The organism is Methylomonas sp. (genome assembly GCF_023228165.1).
Lineage (GTDB): Bacteria > Pseudomonadota > Gammaproteobacteria > Methylococcales > Methylomonadaceae > Methylomonas.
The window spans coordinates 1-20,209 of the sequence record NZ_JALOBS010000021.1; the positions used below are offsets into that span (position 1 = coordinate 1).

The 20,209-nt window shown below is 43.0% G+C and carries 22 protein-coding genes; 2 read left to right on the plus strand and 20 right to left on the minus strand.

Features of this window, described 5'->3' with window-relative positions:
- Positions 1-340 (plus strand): hypothetical protein (locus tag M0R33_RS15655; RefSeq protein WP_292571207.1); only part of this gene is annotated, 340 nt, incomplete at its 5' end.
- A gap of 7 nt (positions 341-347) precedes the next feature.
- Positions 348-845, plus strand: a complete 498-nt coding sequence (locus M0R33_RS15660) for a hypothetical protein (RefSeq protein WP_292571210.1) — start codon at positions 348-350, stop codon at positions 843-845.
- Positions 846-955: 110 nt separating this feature from the next.
- Here M0R33_RS15660 and M0R33_RS15665 read toward each other — a convergent pair whose 3' ends face one another.
- The 20 genes from M0R33_RS15665 to M0R33_RS15760 all read right to left on the minus strand — a co-directional run bounded on the left by M0R33_RS15665 (position 956) and on the right by M0R33_RS15760 (position 20,209).
- Positions 956-2,785 (minus strand): nucleoside-diphosphate sugar epimerase/dehydratase, encoded by a 1,830-nt coding sequence (locus M0R33_RS15665; RefSeq protein ID WP_292571212.1) that lies wholly within the window; start codon positions 2,783-2,785, stop codon positions 956-958.
- Positions 2,782-3,648: a glycosyl transferase gene (locus tag M0R33_RS15670; RefSeq protein ID WP_366044030.1), complete on the minus strand. Its 867-nt coding sequence runs from the start codon at positions 3,646-3,648 to the stop codon at positions 2,782-2,784. Before M0R33_RS15670 ends, M0R33_RS15665 begins: the two co-directional genes overlap by 4 nt.
- A gap of 167 nt (positions 3,649-3,815) precedes the next feature.
- Entirely contained in the window at positions 3,816-4,778 is a 963-nt protein-coding gene (locus M0R33_RS15675) for an NAD-dependent epimerase/dehydratase family protein (RefSeq protein ID WP_292571218.1), read from the minus strand.
- 93 nt (positions 4,779-4,871) lie between these two features.
- A complete protein-coding gene (locus tag M0R33_RS15680; RefSeq protein WP_292571221.1) occupies positions 4,872-5,897 on the minus strand; it encodes an EpsG family protein in 1,026 nt (341 codons plus the stop codon).
- Positions 5,894-7,165, minus strand: coding sequence for an oligosaccharide flippase family protein (locus M0R33_RS15685; protein ID WP_292571224.1), 1,272 nt, complete (start codon positions 7,163-7,165; stop codon positions 5,894-5,896). The genes M0R33_RS15680 and M0R33_RS15685 overlap by 4 nt, the downstream gene beginning before the upstream one ends.
- A gap of 18 nt (positions 7,166-7,183) precedes the next feature.
- Positions 7,184-7,930: a glycosyltransferase family 2 protein gene (locus M0R33_RS15690; protein ID WP_292571227.1), complete on the minus strand. Its 747-nt coding sequence runs from the start codon at positions 7,928-7,930 to the stop codon at positions 7,184-7,186.
- Positions 7,927-9,051, minus strand: coding sequence for a glycosyltransferase (locus M0R33_RS15695; RefSeq protein ID WP_292571230.1), 1,125 nt, complete (start codon positions 9,049-9,051; stop codon positions 7,927-7,929). The genes M0R33_RS15690 and M0R33_RS15695 overlap by 4 nt, the downstream gene beginning before the upstream one ends.
- Positions 9,036-9,638, minus strand: coding sequence for a DapH/DapD/GlmU-related protein (locus M0R33_RS24455; protein WP_366044034.1), 603 nt, complete (start codon positions 9,636-9,638; stop codon positions 9,036-9,038). Before M0R33_RS24455 ends, M0R33_RS15695 begins: the two co-directional genes overlap by 16 nt.
- Positions 9,639-9,663: 25 nt before the next feature.
- Positions 9,664-10,446 carry a glycosyltransferase family 2 protein gene (locus tag M0R33_RS15705; RefSeq protein WP_292571232.1) on the minus strand — a complete coding sequence of 261 codons (783 nt, stop codon included), beginning with the start codon at positions 10,444-10,446 and terminating at the stop codon, positions 9,664-9,666.
- A gap of 46 nt (positions 10,447-10,492) precedes the next feature.
- Positions 10,493-11,734, minus strand: coding sequence for a glycosyltransferase family 4 protein (locus M0R33_RS15710; protein ID WP_292571235.1), 1,242 nt, complete (start codon positions 11,732-11,734; stop codon positions 10,493-10,495).
- The gene (locus tag M0R33_RS15715) at positions 11,731-12,582 is read right to left on the minus strand and encodes a methyltransferase domain-containing protein (protein WP_292571239.1); all 852 of its coding nucleotides are present in this window, start codon (positions 12,580-12,582) and stop codon (positions 11,731-11,733) included. The genes M0R33_RS15710 and M0R33_RS15715 overlap by 4 nt, the downstream gene beginning before the upstream one ends.
- Positions 12,558-13,451 (minus strand): hypothetical protein, encoded by an 894-nt coding sequence (locus tag M0R33_RS15720; RefSeq protein WP_292571241.1) that lies wholly within the window; start codon positions 13,449-13,451, stop codon positions 12,558-12,560. Before M0R33_RS15720 ends, M0R33_RS15715 begins: the two co-directional genes overlap by 25 nt.
- Entirely contained in the window at positions 13,448-14,275 is an 828-nt protein-coding gene (locus tag M0R33_RS15725; protein ID WP_292571243.1) for a glycosyltransferase, read from the minus strand. Before M0R33_RS15725 ends, M0R33_RS15720 begins: the two co-directional genes overlap by 4 nt.
- Position 14,276: 1 nt before the next feature.
- Complete coding sequence (locus M0R33_RS15730; protein ID WP_292571246.1) at positions 14,277-15,218, minus strand: class I SAM-dependent methyltransferase; 942 nt, start codon at positions 15,216-15,218, stop codon at positions 14,277-14,279.
- On the minus strand, positions 15,215-16,117 hold the full coding sequence (locus M0R33_RS15735; protein ID WP_292571248.1) for a glycosyltransferase family 2 protein: 903 nt from the start codon (positions 16,115-16,117) through the stop codon (positions 15,215-15,217). The genes M0R33_RS15730 and M0R33_RS15735 overlap by 4 nt, the downstream gene beginning before the upstream one ends.
- Before the next feature lie 34 nt (positions 16,118-16,151).
- Positions 16,152-16,934: a cephalosporin hydroxylase family protein gene (locus M0R33_RS15740; RefSeq protein WP_292571251.1), complete on the minus strand. Its 783-nt coding sequence runs from the start codon at positions 16,932-16,934 to the stop codon at positions 16,152-16,154.
- A 9-nt stretch (positions 16,935-16,943) separates the two neighbouring features.
- Complete coding sequence (locus M0R33_RS15745; RefSeq protein ID WP_292571254.1) at positions 16,944-17,636, minus strand: metallophosphoesterase family protein; 693 nt, start codon at positions 17,634-17,636, stop codon at positions 16,944-16,946.
- Entirely contained in the window at positions 17,617-18,615 is a 999-nt protein-coding gene (locus M0R33_RS15750; protein ID WP_292571256.1) for an ATP-grasp domain-containing protein, read from the minus strand. The genes M0R33_RS15745 and M0R33_RS15750 overlap by 20 nt, the downstream gene beginning before the upstream one ends.
- Positions 18,612-19,490 (minus strand): NAD(P)-dependent oxidoreductase, encoded by an 879-nt coding sequence (locus M0R33_RS15755; RefSeq protein WP_292571258.1) that lies wholly within the window; start codon positions 19,488-19,490, stop codon positions 18,612-18,614. The genes M0R33_RS15750 and M0R33_RS15755 overlap by 4 nt, the downstream gene beginning before the upstream one ends.
- Positions 19,487-20,209, minus strand: a complete 723-nt coding sequence (locus M0R33_RS15760) for a class I SAM-dependent methyltransferase (protein ID WP_292571261.1) — start codon at positions 20,207-20,209, stop codon at positions 19,487-19,489. Before M0R33_RS15760 ends, M0R33_RS15755 begins: the two co-directional genes overlap by 4 nt.

Consider the following 20,209-nt stretch of genomic DNA (forward strand, 5'->3'; position numbering starts at 1 on the left):
TAAACTATTCCTGCAACGCGAAATGGCCTTGTTAAATCAAATCGACAAACGTATTAGCAACTTATCCCTGCCCTATTGCGATCTGCTGACAAACCTACATACAAGCACCACACTCCCCCAAGTATCCAGCAACCCTAAACAAGGACTTGAACGCATTAATCAGCAATTGGTGCAGCAACTCGATACCGCGATGCAGACCATAGACGAAATCACGGCCGAATATACCCGCGTTTTCAGCGGCAATCAGACTGCACTGGAATTAGAGAATAGCCGGAAAAAGATGCTACAGATTTTTCAAGACACCGAATACAACATTTTGAATCCCGACACCAATGATTGATATGCGCATGCAATTACTCATGGGTGCGTTGCTAACATCATTTGTTTTAGTGGCAATAATCAGCTTTTTAACTTTAAGCTGGTTCAAAAAACGCAAGCAGCATCGGCAACTGGAACAATTGCTGAATGAGATTGAAGAAACACAGAATAGCCGTAAAACCAAACTGTCACAAAAATTAACGCTCCAATTCGAAATGACGGAAAACGATGCCCAAGGCGTCAGTGAACAGCTAATTGGCGCGGAAAAACTATTTTTACAACAGTATATTGATCAACTGTTAAACCAAAAACCAAGCGCTATTGTTTACGATCAAGTTTGTGAGTTATTGGATTACTATTTAGATAGCCTAGCTCTTCAAAACACAGATTCATCACAAACGTCTAATACAACCCAGCCAATTTCATCCGACGCAGAAATAACGCACATAACAGCGGAACCGCAGCCTAAGCCCACTGAAAAGCCGGATGCCAAACCAGAACCCGATTGGGGAGATGTATTTGATTAAGCCGCCTATAATTCAGATTTAGCCTGGCGGCCATACTAAAAAAACCAATCGCTATCGGCTTGGTTTGGACTGAACCACCGCATCGATAAAATATGTAATAAACTTACGCATTAAATTTCTGCTTTAAATTCAGGCACCAATTGTTTTAATAGCAGCAAAATACCTTGTTGGTCTGTTTTTTGACATGCCAGTGTCAACGCCTGAATATTGCGCGACCAAACATCACCTTCGTAAACTCTAGCCTTTGCCAGACGTAATTTGTTATAACCGGTCTCCATCAACTGTTCTTCGTTATGAAATAGTTCTTCATACAACTTTTCACCTGGCCGCAAGCCGACAAATTCAATATGAATATCCTGGCCGGGGACTTTGCCGCTCAGTCGAATCATTTGCTCGGCAAGATACACAATCTTGACCGGCTCCCCCATATCCAGCACGAATACTTCGCCACCTTTACCCACGGTTTCAGCCAGCATGATCAGTTGGCATGCTTCTGGAATGGTCATGAAATAGCGGGTAATATCGGGATGCGTAACGGTAACCGGCCCCCCCGCACGAATCTGCTCTCGAAACAACGGTACCACACTGCCCGCCGAGTCCAACACATTCCCGAACCGCACGGTCGTAAAACGGGTATTGCTGGTTTTATCCAAATTTTGACACAAAATCTCCGCAGCCCGTTTGGTCGCACCCATTACATTGGAGGGATTGACCGCTTTATCGGTCGAAATCAACACAAACCGCCCGACATTGGCCGCAATCGCAGCCTCGGCGACAATTTTAGTACCTATCAAATTATTATGCACCGCCTCTCGGGCTTGGCTTTCCAATAACGGCACGTGCTTGTAGGCGGCGGCATGAAAAATTATTTGTGGTTTTTGTCCATCAATGACTTGCTGCACGGCTAATGCATCAGTGACATCGCCCAGTACTGCCAAATGTTGCAACTGCGGATAATGCCGCGACAATTCGGCATCGATTTTGTACAAATTAAATTCGCACTGGTCAAAAACGATCAATTTACGCGGCTGGATTTTGGCCAGTTGCTTACACAGTTCAGAACCGATTGATCCGCCGCCGCCGGTTACCAGTATAATTTTATGCTGTAAACCGGCTTGAATACCTTGCCAATCCAGCCACACGGGATCGCGGCCCAAAATATCCGTTATGGAGACGTTTCTTAGGCTGGCTTTGGTTACTGCGCCACTCAGCAATTCTTTGACAGATGGCAAGGTCTGAAACCGCACCTTACAGCCTTCGCAAATTTCCACGATGCGGCGCATCTGAGTATCGGTGGCTGACGGGATGGCAATCAGTACCACATCGATTTCCCATTGCTTAGTTAAAGCGGGAATTTGCTCGATCCTGCCCGCTACGCGGACTCCACGAATTTCCCGGTTTATTTTACTGGGATGATCATCCGCAAACAGGATTGGTATATAGCCGCTGTTGGGATTGGACAATAAGTCGCGAATCAGCATGTCTCCAGCCGAACCCGCGCCAACAATCAATGCCCGCAATCCAACCCGCTCAACAATATCCCGCTCTTTCCAAAACCGGTATACAAACCGCGGAATACACAATAACGCCAATAAAATCAGCATATACAGCGGTATTACAGAGCGAGGTAAGCCTTCTAACCGATTATAAAGAAACAGCAGCCCGGTAATAAAAAATATACCAGCGGAGACAGACTTTGCGATACGCACCAAATCGGGCATTGAAGAAAATCGCCAAACGCCACGATACAAACCGAAGGTCCAAAATGCGGATACCTGAATACCAACGACTACCGGCAAAAACAATAACGCCGAATAGAAATACTCGTCGGGAATCTCATCCAGATTGAATCGCAACCAATAGGCGCCGAGCCAAGCCAACGGCACCATTAACAAATCATGCAGGAATATTGAAGTTCGGGAACGAAACTTGATCGTCATGAATCAACCCAATCAGCTTGGCCGGCTCTGAATCGGTACGCTAAATAAATCAGCGGTAAATAGGCTACCGCTATCCCCAATAACGCCTGACTGGGATGAACGAATATCCACAATGACAACGGCAATAACCAACCAATATTGATTAGCCAGCAGGCTAACAAGACCCGTAAATGCCCGTATCGTTTAGCCGCGCGTTGATAAGTATGGGAGCAATGGGCGTCATACCATTTCTGACCGCTCATAAAACGTACGCATAAGGTATAGGACGCATCAACCATGAAAATACCGAATAAAATTAATCCGCAATATAGCAATACAGCCGCCTGTTGAGCCGCCATCAATATCAACAACCCTGACCATAAGCCTAAAAAACCGCTGCCGGCATCACCCATGAAAATCTTGGCTTTGGGCCAATTCCAAAATAAAAACCCCACGGATGCCGCCGACAGGCTTAAGCAGATATAAAATAGCGATTGATCCAAATAATTAGCATAGCCGGCTAACGCCATGGACAGAAACAATGATTCCGATGCGGCAATCCCATCCGTACCGTCCATAAAATTAAATAAATTTAAAAACCAAACCAATAATAGCGTTCCAAACATATACCCCAGCCAGCTCAAATCAATCAGCCAACGCTGTAACATTCCATCCAGCGGCCAAGGCAACAACAATAACGGAAAACCACCCAGCAAGATTAAGGCTAGGGCAGCAGTAACCAAATGGACCAACAAACGCCAACGCGCGGGCACATGCGCATGGTCGTCACAGAAGCCAATTCCGGCTACTAACAAAGTGACGCCCATTAATACCAACACCTGGCCATCGACCAACTTCAAGAACGTGAGCAAAAGCAACGCCATACCAAAAGCCAACACAATAGCTAAACCTCCGCCTCTGGGAGTCGGGGCACTATGAGAACTACGTTGATTAGGAATATCCAACACGTTGCGAGTCAAAGCATAGTGACGGATAACACCCGTCAATATAAATGACGCGAGCAAAACCAGAACAAAATGAAACAACACTATTAAAAATTCAAAAAATGGACCATGTCTGCTAAGGAAGTTTGCAGCGAATGCCGAGGCCGAAAACCTAATTCGCGCTGGATTTTAGCAGAGGAATACCATGCCGAACCGGTCAATTTATCCAATGCATCGCTATCAAACGGAAAACGGCGCCCAATCAAGTGGCCGATGGTGTCGCCTGTTTTGGCCAGAACAGTCAACAAATTCATCGGTATTTGCCAATTTTGCGGTGATTTCCCCAACGCGGCTCTAATCCAATCATAAATTTGCCGGGTGGAATAAGCGTTATCATCAGTAACGATATAAATCTGCCCCGCAGCCTGCGGCATTTCAGCGGCAAGTAACGCCGCTTGCACCACGTCCTCCACATGCACCATCGATCGCCGATTATTGGTTTCCGGTAACGGTGGAAATACGCCACGACGAATTGCTTGAATCATGCGCGGTAAATTACCTTTTTCGGTATTGCCATACACCATGCTGGGCCGAATCACCACCGGATGCGGAACATAGCCACCATGTAGCACCAATTGTTCAGCGGCAAATTTGGACCGGCCATAAGGCGTATCGGCAGGCGTCTGCACCGATTCATCCATGGGTTGATCGTCGCAGTCACCAACTGCTTTGACACTGCTGAAATAAACGAATCTCTGCACATCAGCATGCTTGGCGGCTTCTAATAACTTACGAGTGCCTTCGGTGTTGATGTCGTAGTATTCGGCTTCGTCTTGTTGGTTTTCGGCCAAGGCATGGGCTTTACCGGCTAAATGAAATACTGCATGGACATCCTGAAGTAAATCAGATGGGCAAGGGTCATTGGCTAAATCCATAACATATGACCGCTTGTCTTCATTCAACTGCCTATGATTCAACTGTCTAACTTGGTAACCGGCTTGCTGCAAAGATGCACATAAATTAGCACCGATAAAACCACCGGCACCACTTACTACTACCAAATCCTTCATACCTCAGCCAAAACCCACAATAAGCATATCCCAATTCAGGCTTATACAGAGCAAACATATCATAAGGCAATAGCGAATTTGCATCACACTCACTTAAAAAACCAGACTCGGAAAAAGGTAAACGAACCTTGCTAAACCGTAACTGCAAAAAGTTGCTGTGAGAATATATTGATAATATTTCATATTGTTTTCTTTAAAATACAGGAATAACCAGCTCAGCAAAGGCACAAGGCAAATCAAAAAAAGCTCGCCAAATCGAGCAGCAACCGCCACATGATCATGTAATAAGCACATTGCAGCCACGCCTAACATGGAAAATGAAAGCAGTGTCAATTTAAGCGGATCTGTTAACAATGATGTTCGCAAGAAATACAATAAAATTAATATAATTACATAAAAAAAAACGACAAAGAAAAAAAACAAACCAGTAGAGTTTTGCTGTGTGAGATCTTTTTCTATTGCATAGACCTGATATTTATCGGTAAACATGTTTACTAATTGAAACAACATATCGTAAATAGAAAAATTTATAAGAACCAAAAATGGAGAAATAGCAAAAACAGCAAATACCAGCCAATTAAAACGCCGATAAAAATATAGTGGATACATCAAAAAAAATACTATGGTTGTCAAGTGTATTTGTGTTGCTAATACCACTAAAATCAGACTGCTAATTATATTTCCTTTTTGTAAGTAATAAAATGCCGGAAAAATAAGCGCCGTCGCAAAAGCAGTCCGTAATACGGTACCCTCAAATAGAAAAAGATACAAACTGCCATAGAAAAAACAAGTTACCCATACATCATCAACTATTTTAGTTAAAAAATTTAACTTGATCATCAAAAGCGCTATAGTTGTAATCGCAATGAAGGCCGAAAAACTTAGCAATTCGCCAAAAAATTTCGCAGAAAAGAAATATAGAGGCTCCTTTAAAAAAGAGAAAGATTGCCACATTTCTTGCCAACTTGAATGAACGCTATAATAGCCATATAGGTGACTACTGTATGTCCACCAATCTTTTGAGGCTGTTTGGCATAACACAGCGGCTATGATTCCCAACCCCAAGAAAGACAGGTATTTTAAAAAATTCCTAGCCTTGGCCGTCTTAAAACTTATCATAACCGCAGCAACCTATGCGAAAAATAACTAAGCAAAATCAGCTCTAAAAACAGTCTAACTGACCAAACACAAGCAGCCCCAATCACACCAAACTCATCAAATATAAAAGGGGCAATCAATAAATAAAGCAAACCCTCCCCTATGAAAATAGTACTTAATAATTTTGCTTGACCTTTAGCATACAAATAAATAAGCGGTAATTGTGAAAAAGCAGCAAAAACCACCCCGATCATTAATATACCACTGAGCTGCCTAGTTATATTGACTAAATCCGCATTTAACCATAGCGGAACAGCAATAAATAACAAGATAATTGTTGCGCATACAAAAGCTAGCGTAAGAATAGATATTTGTTTTATCGCGGTCGAATAAGCTCTTGAAAAAGCATTTACATCCAAGTTTTCCGAGGCAAAAAAAGGTGCCAGCACGATTGCAATCGACCAAGGAATCAGCAAATATCGAATTAACACATCCTGACTTGTAATATAAATAGCTAGTGAAGTTGTATCGATATAGCCGGCGACAATAAAACGATCTCCATATATAAATAATGTAGCAAAAAATCCTGAAATACCCGCCCAAAACGTATATCTTATAATTTTTCTACCATCTTCCCAGTGCATTCTAATATGCTTTAGGCTGAATTTAGAGAAAGTAAACTTAACATACACCAAGAAACTTAATATTCTTGAGATAACAATCGCCAAGGCTATTACAAACAATTTATCTGAATAAAATGCTGCAAAAACTGGAAATATAAACAAACTGACACCGGATATAATTTTACAAATATTTGCAGAACGAAAAAGTTGTCTCCCCTCCAAATTACCCTTGAGAACATTTATTAATAATGCGGGTGTAATGCTAATAGCTGTTAACTGAAATGCAAGTATGGCCTCTTGCCGCATACTTACATCAACATTGAGCCAATTTAACACTATCAGCGGACTGATCCAGCTGAAAAAAAGTGTCAAGACTAGCCCAATTAACAAACCTACGAATAAGCAGCTTGTTACCAAGCGTCCCGCACCCTCCAGACTCAGGTAAACTTTTTTGGGCGCCAAAAAATGCATTGTACGAGTCAGACCAACATCGTAAACAAAGAAAAACAGATTAAAAGAGAGCAGTAATGAAACCAAAGCAAACTGTTCCACGTTCAGTAAATGCACTAAGAGTGGAATAGCCAGTAACCCTGCCAATGCAGGAACCCCACCTCCTAGTAAGCTCCATAATGCATTTCTGCTAAAACTGCCTTTCATCCATTTCATCTTCACGACCTATTACAATCAGCGTGAAGTACGCGGTAAACACCAGCAGTGTTTAATTAAATAACGAAGCATGCTTTCGATGTGCCACATAATATAGCGTAGGCTATGTCTGCTAGTACGACGAGCATCATGAATGACTAAAACCTCAGGATTAGCAACGACTCTCCGCCCTGTTTTCCACATCCGGGTACAAATATCAACATCCTCGTAATATAGAAAATATGATTCGTCAAATCCTTTCAAGAGTCTATAGTTATCGGAGCGAAACAGCATAAACATGCCGCCGACCCAATCAGCAGAGTACGGCTTCCCATCTTGTGGTACAGAATACCGGCCATCATTAATCCTAAACAATTTAGCCACTAAACTGAGTAACGTAGGAAACCGCCTCACACTGTCCTCTAATGAGCCGCCTGGATCCACCACCTGCGGAGCAACAATACCGACATTTTTGTTTTCTAAAACAGATAGCAACTTTGGAAAAGGATTCTCGGCCATCCTGATATCGGGATTCACCACACAAAAGTATGTGCCTAATGCCCTCATAAATGCTTGATTATGATTGGCACCAAACCCTTTGGGCGCGCTGTTTTCTATCACGCTAATTGAAAACGGGTATTCGTCAACAGCAAATGGAAATTGCTCCGGGATATTCTTGGTTAAAATAACTTCAAAACTGGCTTCATGGCTGACGCTGGTTAGATCGGACAAAAGCTGCAGCACGAGCGTCCCCTGCCCATGACTAACTACCGATATCGAAATCATAAAATATTTTCCCTTCCGGCCTCACCCACCACCATGCCGATAAGCTTTTCCCAGTTCGGCGCAAAAGGAGATGAAATGGGCAAATGAAAATGTGGCTCAAACTTCAGCTCGCCTTGTAAATAAGCCAGCATAATGGTTGCCAGTTGTTTGGAATCCAGCGGATTGAAAAACACAGCCTGCTCATAGCATCCAACCGACTCGTGCGCGTATGGCAAATCGGCAACAATAATCGGTTTGCCAAACTCTTGGGCTTCGGAAATAGGCAACCCCCAGGTTTCTAACCGTGAGGGAAATACCACCGCATCAGCCTCTTGATAATGCCGCATCATTTGTTCAGCCGTTTGTCGCCCGATAAACTTAATAACGGGAAGATCGCCATAATGTGATTTAATGTAGGCGGCATACTTGGATTCATCGCCCAGTAAAGTCAATCGAACTTCAAACACATCCCCCACGCGTTGCCTCAGAAGCCGGGCTGCATCGCAGAGCACTTCGAAATTTTTAAATACTCTCGGCAACGCAGGATAAAGAAAAACGCCAGATATTTTAACGAAATTACTTGGCTTTCTTAACGTTTGGTTAGCCAGAATGGGATGAGCGACCAACACATTTCTAACATTGAACATTCGCTTAAACTCTTGCCGAATCCAATCTTGTTGCACCACAACCAAATCGTTAGCATGAATATTAAAACGATATAAATAACGGTAAAAAAGTGTAAATAATATGAACCTTGGCTCCCACCAGAAATCAACGAGCCGGGCTTGATAAAAAGGAGCAGGATTATGACAATAGACCACTTGTCTGGCAGCCTTTACTCTAGGAGAAATATCGTGAAGCGATAACCAAACATTCGGTTTCAATTCAAGTGATAAAGCATGAAACCGCCAAAATTCGTGATATAAACGGCTTAGCCAAGAAAACTTCGTGCGCGGAAACTCGATAAATCGTATCCTAGGAATATCGAATAATCGACGATCATGAACCAGCGCTATAATCTCCCAATCGTCTAATAAAGACGAATTTGCCGCGGATAAACAATCCCGCAGAGCAGTCAAAGGACCGCCCTCGGTGAAGTTTACTGCGGAGACAACCAAACGTTTCTTCAAATCCTTTGCCAAGCTCCACTCTCCGCATTAAAAACCCGCAGGATTCTAGCCGGGTTCCCAGCTACAATACTATTGGCCGGCACATCCCGGGTTACTACCGAACCAGCTCCCACAATGGCTCCCTCACCTATTTTGACCCCCGGCAGAATACATGCTTGTTCGCCAATCCACACCCGGTCTCCAATGAACACTGGCTTAGCGACTAACGGCCTATGTAAAGGGGGAACAAATGGCTCGCTATCACCAATTAACTCGTTATAACCACCATGATTATGGTCGCTAATAAACACCTTGCTGGCAATCAGCACATCGCTACCAATTTCGACGCGCTGTACGGCACCGATATGAACATAGTCGTTTAATTGGACATCATCGCCGAAAAAAAGCCGTTGTTCGGAATCGCTGCAAAACACATCCAGTCGTACGCCGATGCCAGTGGTTAACCGCTTACCCCAACGAATATTGGCTTTTCCCCGCACATAGACGGGACGACGCACCAAACGTGCTCCCGGGAACAGCACCTTGGTAAGTAGATAATCCGACAGTAGCCTAAGAATGCCCCAATAACCGTAGGTCCTAACCAATTTTTGCAAAGACATCATTTTTCTAAATCTTGGAACACTATCAGACACCGATTAAATAGCGGCGCAGATGCCATTTAACTTCGGACCATTTAGCATGGAGCTTACCCCAAAAAGGCGTTGTTAAACCGTGCAACAACCTAACCCGCAAAACCTCCTCAAAAACCACCGCATTTCCATTACTTTGCCCACCAATCTGCATACGAGCAATCACCTTACTTATAAATCCCGCCTTTAATGTTTCACCACTCCGTAATAACAGCTCATAATCCCCAGAAATTCTGAAAGTTGTGTCAAATTCGCCGTAGCGCTCGAAATATGAACGCCTGTGTAGCGCACCTGTATGAGCAACGCACATATACTGTTTAAATATGATCCAGTCCCATGGCCTACCAATGGTTCTTAATAATTTGTTACCGTCATACATTTCTACTCGCCCGCAAATAAAATCGAACTGCTCGGCGGACTGCTTTTGATAGGCCAGCATATCCGAAATGGCATTAGGCATAAGCGAGTCATCGGCCCCTAAAAAACAAACCCATTCGCCCTGCGCAACGGCCAAACCTTTATTCCAAGCCTCGTAAATGCCTTTGTCGGGTTCGCTTATCCAGTAATCGATAACATCCTCATGCTGTTTTATTAGATCAACGGTTCCGTCATTGGAACATGCATCAATTATAATCCACTCGAAATTCTGATAGTTTTGAGATTGAATCGATTCGATAGCTGCAGGCAAATGCGTTACTGCATTAAACGTGGAGGTGATGATAGAAACAAGCGGTTCACCTGAATCTGACACCTTTTTAGATACCATATGGTTAATCAAAAATTTTTCTGCATATCATTATTAAATAAAATACCATCTAGCCTAGTTAAGCTTTATTCAATATATGTTGATATAATTCCATATATCTCTTTACAACCACTCGGCTATCAAACTCAAGTAACACTTTTTTACGTGAATTCTCGCAAATATTTGGGTATGTCGGGGTAGTTAGCACCCATTCAATGCCTTTAGCAAAATCAACCGTATCGAATAACCGAGCGAGATAGCCGGTTTTTTGGTGTTCAATTAAGTCTGAATTGCCGCCAACATTAAACCCCACTACAGGTGTACCACAAGCCAAAGATTCCATAATCGTGTTTGAGAGATTTTCTTGTAAACTTGGCACAACTACGACGTCAGCAGCAGAATATAACACCCGCAAACTGACATCATCATGTAAACAGCCTAAATAATGCACTTTTTGCTTAAACCCTTGCTGAATTTTCGGCTCCCCACTACCAAAAACCACGAGCTCAGTGCTCGTTGAATCGAATTTCTGTAAAGCATCTGAAAGCTCTTTAAAACCTTTACGTGGGTCGCTTGTAGCCCCCATTACGCCAAACAAAATAAGTTTTTTGTCCTTTGGCAGGTTGAATAATACTCTGGCCTGTTGTTTATCAAAAGGCGAAAACTGCGCCGTATCAATTGGATTGGGTAAGTTAAATATCGAGGTGCTGTTAAACAAACTGCTTAACTTCGCACAATCTGCCAACCACTGACTCAAAGCGATAATATTTAAGTTTGAAATTTTAGAAAAAAAACGATATTTTCTTTGCCAAACTGAGCGGCTTAAATCTTTAATTTTACCGGAATTCAAAGACGGGCAATTACCACACTGTTCTTGATAACCCGCGCATTCTTGATCGTAATGACAGCCACCTGTGAATGACCACATATCATGAAGGCTCCAGACAATCGGCACATTGATTCTGGCGATATCTTCAATACTCAACATGCCACCATTGATCCAGTGCAGATGCACGATATCGGGATTCAGTTCATTGATGCGGCCAACTACATCACTAAATGGCAACCAAGCAGGACTAAAAAGCGATTGATTTCTATTCTTGTATCGCAATACTGGCAGACTATCCGCGACTGGGCGAATTTTTCCAATTATCTGCAAAGATCTGCTTTGAGGTTCAAGTACCGTATAGTCATCACTAGTTTTTCTTTGCACCAGCATAAGACTGTCAATGCCAGACGTAAGTAGTGATCGGTGTAGACGGTAAGCAGCCCGAGCAGCCCCGCCTTGAACATCGAAAGCATTGACTGTTAATACTTTCATAAATTAAAGGAGTACCGGATTCTAGATATTACTGGAACTACAATATTAAGAAAAAAACCTACTAACTTTAAATATTTTTCAAGTTTATTGGCATACTCTAATTTCACTTTGTTTGTATTGCGGAAAATTAAGGCATGTTGGGCATTCGGAATGGTACCTAAATATTCAAGCCCCATGACTTTCATTAGGACTGGAAAGGTATAACGCAGATAAAAAGTAATTGGTAAATGACATTGAATGACAGGATAAAAGCAGTTAGCAAACACCAGCACCCCACCATGCTTGGTATGTAACGCCATTTCATACGCTATTTCTATTGGATTTTCCACATGCTCTAATACATCTTGGGCTATTACTGCATCATATAGCGAACCCGTATATCCATCTTTAAATTCTACCCTGTTAAAATCACGTGCTTTGGATTTAAAGAAATCGGATGCAAAAGGCTCTACAATGTCTACAGTTACATCTTGATCTTTATTTGTCAGCACTTTGGCCAAAACACCGGAACCACCGCCATAATCCGCTAAAGCGCGACAATTATGATTAATGAGATAAGTCGAAATAGCCTCTCTGTGTAACGAACTAACTGGGTCTACTTCGGTGAAAACACCATTCATAATCCAAACCGGGTGCCTATAAAATTCAGCAATGTTCTTCTGCGAACTAAGGCTAACTTTATTATTTAGGCCGAAGTCATACCAAATTCGATCCATTTCTTCCCAAACCCAATCAACTGCCGGCTTGTCTATTGGTAAACTTTCGATATAAGACCGCTCACTTTCTGACAGATCATCTAAATTAATTTTACTGCCCCAAAGTGTCATATACATATGTTTCGTATCCATATCTTGAGTTTGGCTAAATAACTCTTTTTTTTAATCAGATTTTTAATGCGTAATACTGCTGTCTCATTCTCTATGATATCTGTGGGAAAACTTGCCTGCCCCAATTCTGAAAGGTTCATGCACTGACTACTTTTAGAATCCGTGCAATGGATACCACTACCATCATGTCCAATATTCCGTATAAATGTATGTGCTGGATTAAGACAAAGACCGTTATGCCTAAATATCGTCGCATACCAAAAAATAGCCCAAGTATCTATTTTTCCCTTAGCATTATCCACAATTTGTGACCAAAAAACTCCTGAATCGTCTAAATCAAATTGACTCCGTTGCTGGCTAGAAAATTCAATTATAAGTTTTTGAGGGCTCTTTTCATATTTAACCCATCTATCCGCCCAAGATGCCCAACCCCAGCAATTCATAATCCTCAACAAAAACGTATCTCCAAGGCCGTCGGGATTAATCGGATAATTCCAACCACTGATATGCCATACCCTAGACTCATTTTCATAAAAAGCCAAAGCTCTATTCATAAAAGTAAGAAACACAGGACTTGTAATAATATCATCCTCAAGGACGATAACTTTTCCGTATTTGTTAACAACTGTCGTTACGCCGTCTATGATGTTAGCAGCTAAGCCAATATTGAATTCTCTTTCGATAATTACAACAGAATTAAATCCAACGACTGTCTTAAGATAGTCGCGTACAGCATTTACACTTAGGAATACATGCTCATCGATAGGGCCATCACTGTAAATTATCAAATCACTATATTCAGCTAATTCATTCGATTTTAACGATTCTACAGTCTTTCTTGTATGCTCTGGTCGATTGTATACAAAGAGCACTATGGGAGCTAAATTCATGCCAATCTAGATAATAAATCTTTTGAGGATTGATAGAGAATACGTGAAGTATGTTGTATTTTCAAAGACCAAGGACATACTAACCAAATAAAGATTAGCCAATGAATTGGATTTGACGGATTACGCTTCGAAAAATATTTTCTTATATACTCATTTAAATTATTACTGTCAATAGTATGAAATCCAGTAGTTTCTTCATTTAAATAAAGCTTCAGCCTATCATCAGTTTTTAAGATAAATCCTTTACGATGCGCCCGTATTGTAAACTCGTAATCAGAAAGATAATGAGGAAGTAGGCTAGGAAAAAAGCCGCCAACCGTCTTAAAATCACGAATCACCAGAAACAAGCCTCTCGTTGATAAACAGTTTATTTCTTCATATTCTTTTGCTTGAAGAAAACTAAGTTTTCGAAAATCAACATGCACGCCTGAATCAATAATTACTTTTGTTTTCTGACTATAACATTTAGCTAAAAACAAGCTTGCAGTAGAAGTCTGCAATAGGTTTACGCCAATTTTCAAAAACTTATTATCGAAAATAGTGTCGTCATTAATAATGAGGCAATAATCATCATTCTTAGCATTAACCAAAAGCCATTTATAACCTTCTTGCAATGCTCCTGCCCACCATAGATCTCCGCTACCCTTTATAACAGTAGTATTCGGTAGGTTTTCAAGAACCATTTCGGAGGTACCATCAGTCGAGCCATCATCAATAAGAACCAAATGATAATTCTCATAAGTTTGATCAAGCAGACATCGTATAAATTTTTCTGTTATATCCCTTCTATTATGGACAGGCAGGAGTATATAGAGTCGAGACATTTTATATTTTTCTTAATATATATAGCCGACTATCGCCCAAATCCAGAGCATCAAATATTCGAGTAAGTACATGATTAATCTTTAATCTATGTGCAACCGATAAAAACTTGACGCCAACTTTTTGAGAAAAAGAATATGTCCCTTTCTGCGCCCAAAATTTTGAAGGTACACCTTCATCAGGATAGGTCAACAAATGCACCCACTGGTAATGCAACCACGAAGACGATGTTATAGTAAAAGACCGCTCTATACGAAACCCGGATTTTTCTGCAGCAATTTGCATCGAACTCTCAGAAAAAAATTGTAAATGATATGGAGCATGCCAATTTATCCAATACCGTCCAAAAAGCCAAGCACCCCAGCCTTTTGCATTAGGCACACTCACTATTAAGTGTCCATCAGGTTTTAAAACCTGAGCAACACCTTGCAATACAGAAATAGGATTTTGAACGTGCTCAAGTACCTGATCCATGGTTACGTAATCAAAAAACGCCGATTCATATCGCTTTGGATCAAACAACCCTACATGAACCTTATAACCAAATTTCTCAGCTACTCGTTTAATATTTTGGTCAGCCTCAACTCCGTATACGTCACAACCTCTGGCTTGGTGATACCCCAAAGTTTCACCAAAACCGCAGCCAATATCCAACACACGCACATTTTTTGGAACCCAGCGAAATGCTGATGCACTCACCCCATTTAGCCACGCTGAAAATCCAGATGCTTCGTAATGCGGTTGGTAGCTTTCGAGACTGAAAGCAGACCGTGGATAGTAGGTTGAATAAAGTGTATTTAGGTCCGCTTGCGAAAAATGCGCATCCAGAAACGCATGTCCACAAATCAAACAAGCTCTCAGCGGATACGTGCCAGAATAGCCATATCGATCATCATGCAAACTGGTGATGATTTCGGATTCGGAATTGCATATTGAACAATTCACTTGTACAACTCCTTGATAGCTACCTTCAGGCCTTTAGGCACCAATGGTACAATTAGCTTTCTTGGGCTAATACTTTTTATCCATGATTGGGAAATCGTTTTTAACAAAACGCTTTTCTCTGCTAGCCCACTAACTTCAAATAGCGCAATTTTGTATAGTTTTACTCTAATAATTGCTTTCATCATTAAAGAATCAACGGATGTCATGCCAGAACTTTCATTACTATAAACTGAATTATCGTGGGTTCTGTAAAACTTCAAGACTTCTGAAACTGCCGTTATTCTACCTCTCGCACTAATCCTAGCCAAAAATGGCACTTCACCATTCGTACACAAATTCTTCCAACCTTTTGAAATTGAAAGACCACAATCCCTGAGAACATTGGTCTTATAAATGCCGTAAATGCAGAAGAAAATATTAGAAGTTGGATATTCAAAAAATAATTGCTTCGCAATGCTCCAATCCGAGTTAATTCTTATTGAGTTTAGCCTATGCATACCAATCTCCCTATCCTCAACATCAATTACTTTGATATCGCATGCGCACAAAACAATTTTTTCATCAGAGAGCATCTCAACTATTATTTTCTCCACAAACTCAGGTTCGCATAAATCATCATCTGCTGCCCAAGCGAAATACTCGCCTTTAGCTTCGTTCAAAACAAACTCAAAATTTCCAATAGGACCAACATTATGACTTTGCTTAAAATATTTAATTCGGCTATCTTTTTTTAAATATTCAATCAGTAAATTGTCTGTTTCGTCATTTTCAGGATTATTGTTTGAAACAATCACTTCCAAATTAAAATAAGATTGATTAAGAATACAATCCAGAGCCTTTTTCAAGCCAGACGTTCTTTTATAAGTAGGGATACCTATAGTAACTAAAGGCTGTCTCATAGTTCACTACTGTTTTCAAATATAACGATCATGACTATCGTATTCTTTTCAGATAACCATCCGGTGCCACAGTAATCAGCAATTTGCTCTGAATTAACTTGTCAATTTCAAACTCCGGATGCGACTTTAGATATTCCCATACGGCGGTTTTGGGATTATTGCCTGGCCCCCATGGACGGTCAGGAAACATCTCGGTGGGCATGTCTTCGACAATAGTATCAAACACCACGCAATAGCTGTCTTTACTAGTAAGTGGAGCATAGGCATTCAATTCAGCCAATACATGTTCATGGGTATGATTGCTGTCCAGGCAAACCAATACTCGGGAATAATTGGCGGCGATAGCGTGAACCTGCTCGATGACATCCTGTGCGATGCTGGAGCCCTGTATCATCTGAATTCGTGAAGCCATCGGGTGCGCCTCGATTGCGGCACGATTATGAGCGCGAATGTCGATGTCGATACCCAGTACCTTGCGATTCGAAACTTTTGGATCAAACGATTTGCCCTCTTCAATAGCCTCGCACATATCCAGTTGCGCCAGCATGGAAGCACTGAAAATCAGCGAGCCGCCATGAGCGATACCTGTTTCTATGATTAGATCGGGTTTTATTTGCCAGATCAATTCCTGCATCGCCACCATATCCTGCGGGTATTGGATAATCGGACGCCCGAGCCAACGAAAATTATAGGTATACCCGCCTACGATACCGGCCCTAAGCATCCAAGTTAATGATTCTAAAAACAAGGTAGGATCATTACCTAAACACCTAATGTTTTCCGCAACTTCTTTTCCGAACAGCTCAGATGTATTCATATGACTTCCTTAGGGTAAAACAATATTGATGGTGTCAACGCGCCCACCAATCTGGGCACCTTGGTAAAGATTCTCGTAGCAGAAGGGCTCGAATCCGGCAGCTTTCATTGCTGCAACCGTGCGATCAATGTCGTACGCGATCCGATGCAGTTGCACCGTTTCTCCATCAAGTATGGCATACGCGGCACGGGAATCGCCGTCACGCGGTTGCCCAACTGAACCAGGGTTACAATAACCAAGCCCATTGAAGTCGACTAGCAACTGCACATGCGTATGTCCTGAGAAAAGCCAGCGTACGCCGTCTGGTACCGTATTGCGGGAAACCGTGTAAAGATATTGATCGCAGGGATCATCGGGACCTCCATGAACAAATAAAAGCTCCTCTTTTCGCAAAAAATCGAGGGAATTGCGCAACCAGTTAACCTGATTCGAGCTAAGAACAGCTCGCTGGTATTCAATGATTTGAGAGACCACTCTGGATCGGGGGCAGTTTTCATTACGGGTGATGTAGCTGTCGTGATTTCCCAAAATGTTCGTTACATGAAACGATTGCAGCAGGTCGATACATTCTCCGGGCTGAGCGCCATAGCCAACCACATCCCCCAATGAGATAAAACGTGAGCAACCCCGCGATCTTGCGTCCGCGATCACGGCTTGGAGAGCGGGCAAATTTGCATGGATGTCAGACAGTATCGCTAGCATGAATTACAAAATCCTCGGAATAGCGCCACGCAATGCCTTTTCGAATGGAAGGCATTTCAGGTGTTTTTTTAAGCAGATAAAAGTCGATGGCCATCGTGGCCTCGTTATACCCAAATGCGGTTCTCAATGAATTGCTACTAGAAAACCTAGGATTTATTTCAAGCAGGTAGGGGGTGTCGCCTTCCATGCGAAATTGCATATTGGTCGGGCCAACGGGGCAGAAATTCTTGCACAGTCGTTCTACTGCCCGCTCCATTATTAGGTGATTTGAAACGACTTCTGCTTCTTGCGTATTGCCCGAGGCAGACAGACGTCGGCGAAATATCAATGGACTAATAAATTCCCCTCCCCCCAGGCCAAATACACCGACGGTATATTCTTCGTCAGTATTGCCAACAATCCTTTGCAGCATCCAATCACCCGAAGCTTTATTGCGCCAATACTCAAAATCTTGCTCATCCTGCAATTTAACGATACCCCGCGACCCATTTCCATGCAAAGGTTTGAGCAATAAGGGAGGAGCTCCTAGTTTATCGATTGCTTCACCCCACGTAGCTGGGCGCATCGAAGGAATGACCGGATAGCCTATCTTGGCAAGAGTATTTCCGAAATCCCATTTATTGGCTGTTTGTTGTATTAATTCTGGAGAATTAAGCGCCAGCCGGGCTCCCAGGGATTCGACCCAGCCTCGGTTTTTATCAAGGAACAACATATCGACTTCAAGCCCGGGCATCACGAGTTGAATTCCATGCCTGCAGATAATAGCTTGCCAAAAAGCAAGATACTCGGGTGAATCCTCCGGATCAGTTGGTTTCAGCTCGAAAGCATCTACCATGTACGGCCCGGGAGATCCGGCACTACGATCAACCCCCACGACCCGGAGAGCACGGCCCGAGGCGCGGAGGCTTCGAACGATTCCCAGCCCAATTATTGCGCCCACACCGGTCACTAAGACAACGATTTCATTACCTGCACTCATTGCACATCCATCGGGCCGAATCGATCGGACGTGCCCGCCTCACGAATTCTTTCTAGCCCTTGCAACGTTGTAAGGGCTGGTTCAAAACCAAGCCTTGCGTAAACCCCATCTTCTTTTGGGAATGCTACCTTACGGAAGGGGGCTTTGTTTTGGTCGATCACAACACTGCCGCCCTTGCCAAACACCTGATAGGCCGATCGCGCCAACTCGACGAGATCAACATCAATGGGGTGCGCCACTGTATGCACACCTGTCAGGTCAGTCTGTGAGGCCAGAATCAATAAGCGCACCGCATCAGAAACATGCATGAAGTTGCGCACGCCGTTGGATGTCGGCATCTTCAAGCTAAGCCCACGCGAGGCATAGGCCACAATGCGGCCAAACCAAGGCTGATGGACACAGCACATGCCGTCTGTATCCCACAGTTGGGGCAGGCGCAAGCTGCAAAATGTTCCACCTGCCCGAGTGATGCCCCAGTCTAAAATGCGCTCAGCCTCTGCTTTGCTAAAACCGTATACACCCATCGGGTCGAGATTAAAACTTGGATCGGAAAAACCCGTACCTGCATAGACGATTTTCTTGGCCTCAGCCTCCCGAGCTATTTCCAAGACTTGGAAACAGCCCCCGACATTGACCCGTAAATTTTCACGCAGCCCTTCTGGGCTATCAACGCCGAAGGCCGATGCACAGTGGATCACAACATCCGCCTTGTATGGCTTTTGGAACACCGGTTCCTGATCGGAACCCAGATTCACCCGGATGTTGCTATCGATCTGGCGCCCCGCACCGATCACCTCAGTTCCCTCGCTAAGTAATTGCCGTGCAACCTCTAGACCTAGCATTGAGGTTGCACCAACGAGAATAACGGAGTTCATTGCACTTCCAGCTCCATTAGCAGGGCCACACACAAATCGGGAAAATCAACGCCAACGCGTAACATCGCCTGCAAATTGGCCTCGAAGTCTTCAAGCGTTTTCAAGACTCCGAGCGGAAGCGGCTTGAGGTAGATGCCCTCTTCGTGCAAGACACGGTAACCCGCACGGGCGACAGCCGCTTTCAGTGTGTCTCGGCAATATTGGCGTTGATGACCAAGCGCAAGGTCATTCGCATTCAGGCTGTAGATATCGTCAATCAAGCCAAGCTCGAGCCCCAGGCGACGATTCATCGATTTGGCGTTTGGCACCGCCACATAAAGCTTGCCGCCCGGCAACAGAAAGTCATGGTAACGCTTGAGTATCAAATCGGGATCATCGACATGCTCAAGAACAAACCCCATCACGATGACATTAAATTTCTGATCTGGGCTGTAATCCTCAAAATAGGTTTCAACGATCTCGCCGCGAAAATCCGGAGTGTTATGCCTGAACTGTTCAATCACGACTGACGAACCATCAAGCACCACATAACGATTGCAGGCATTGGCAAAGATTTTTGCTGAAAACCCATGCCCGAGACCGAGTTCAAGCAGTGATGGAACATGCTTGAAGCGGCTGATAATGCGCTGAGGATACCAATTGAGCATCAGATTGTTTTCAATTTCTGTTACTGCATCCGGGCGATATTCTGATGAAACAGCGTTCAAATCTTTTTTCAC

Coding starts and splice junctions, on each gene's coding strand:
- M0R33_RS15660 (WP_292571210.1), top strand. CDS start 348: ATGCAATTACTCATGGGTGCGTTGCTAACATCATTTGTTTTAGTGGCA.
- M0R33_RS15665 (WP_292571212.1), bottom strand. CDS start 2,785: ATGACGATCAAGTTTCGTTCCCGAACTTCAATATTCCTGCATGATTTG.
- M0R33_RS15670 (WP_366044030.1), bottom strand. CDS start 3,648: ATGGCGTTGCTTTTGCTCACGTTCTTGAAGTTGGTCGATGGCCAGGTG.
- M0R33_RS15675 (WP_292571218.1), bottom strand. CDS start 4,778: ATGAAGGATTTGGTAGTAGTAAGTGGTGCCGGTGGTTTTATCGGTGCT.
- M0R33_RS15680 (WP_292571221.1), bottom strand. CDS start 5,897: ATGATAAGTTTTAAGACGGCCAAGGCTAGGAATTTTTTAAAATACCTG.
- M0R33_RS15685 (WP_292571224.1), bottom strand. CDS start 7,165: ATGAAATGGATGAAAGGCAGTTTTAGCAGAAATGCATTATGGAGCTTA.
- M0R33_RS15690 (WP_292571227.1), bottom strand. CDS start 7,930: ATGATTTCGATATCGGTAGTTAGTCATGGGCAGGGGACGCTCGTGCTG.
- M0R33_RS24455 (WP_366044034.1), bottom strand. CDS start 9,638: ATGTCTTTGCAAAAATTGGTTAGGACCTACGGTTATTGGGGCATTCTT.
- M0R33_RS15710 (WP_292571235.1), bottom strand. CDS start 11,734: ATGAAAGTATTAACAGTCAATGCTTTCGATGTTCAAGGCGGGGCTGCT.
- M0R33_RS15715 (WP_292571239.1), bottom strand. CDS start 12,582: ATGGATACGAAACATATGTATATGACACTTTGGGGCAGTAAAATTAAT.
- M0R33_RS15720 (WP_292571241.1), bottom strand. CDS start 13,451: ATGAATTTAGCTCCCATAGTGCTCTTTGTATACAATCGACCAGAGCAT.
- M0R33_RS15725 (WP_292571243.1), bottom strand. CDS start 14,275: ATGTCTCGACTCTATATACTCCTGCCTGTCCATAATAGAAGGGATATA.
- M0R33_RS15735 (WP_292571248.1), bottom strand. CDS start 16,117: ATGAGACAGCCTTTAGTTACTATAGGTATCCCTACTTATAAAAGAACG.
- M0R33_RS15740 (WP_292571251.1), bottom strand. CDS start 16,934: ATGAATACATCTGAGCTGTTCGGAAAAGAAGTTGCGGAAAACATTAGG.
- M0R33_RS15745 (WP_292571254.1), bottom strand. CDS start 17,636: ATGCTAGCGATACTGTCTGACATCCATGCAAATTTGCCCGCTCTCCAA.
- M0R33_RS15750 (WP_292571256.1), bottom strand. CDS start 18,615: ATGAGTGCAGGTAATGAAATCGTTGTCTTAGTGACCGGTGTGGGCGCA.
- M0R33_RS15755 (WP_292571258.1), bottom strand. CDS start 19,490: ATGAACTCCGTTATTCTCGTTGGTGCAACCTCAATGCTAGGTCTAGAG.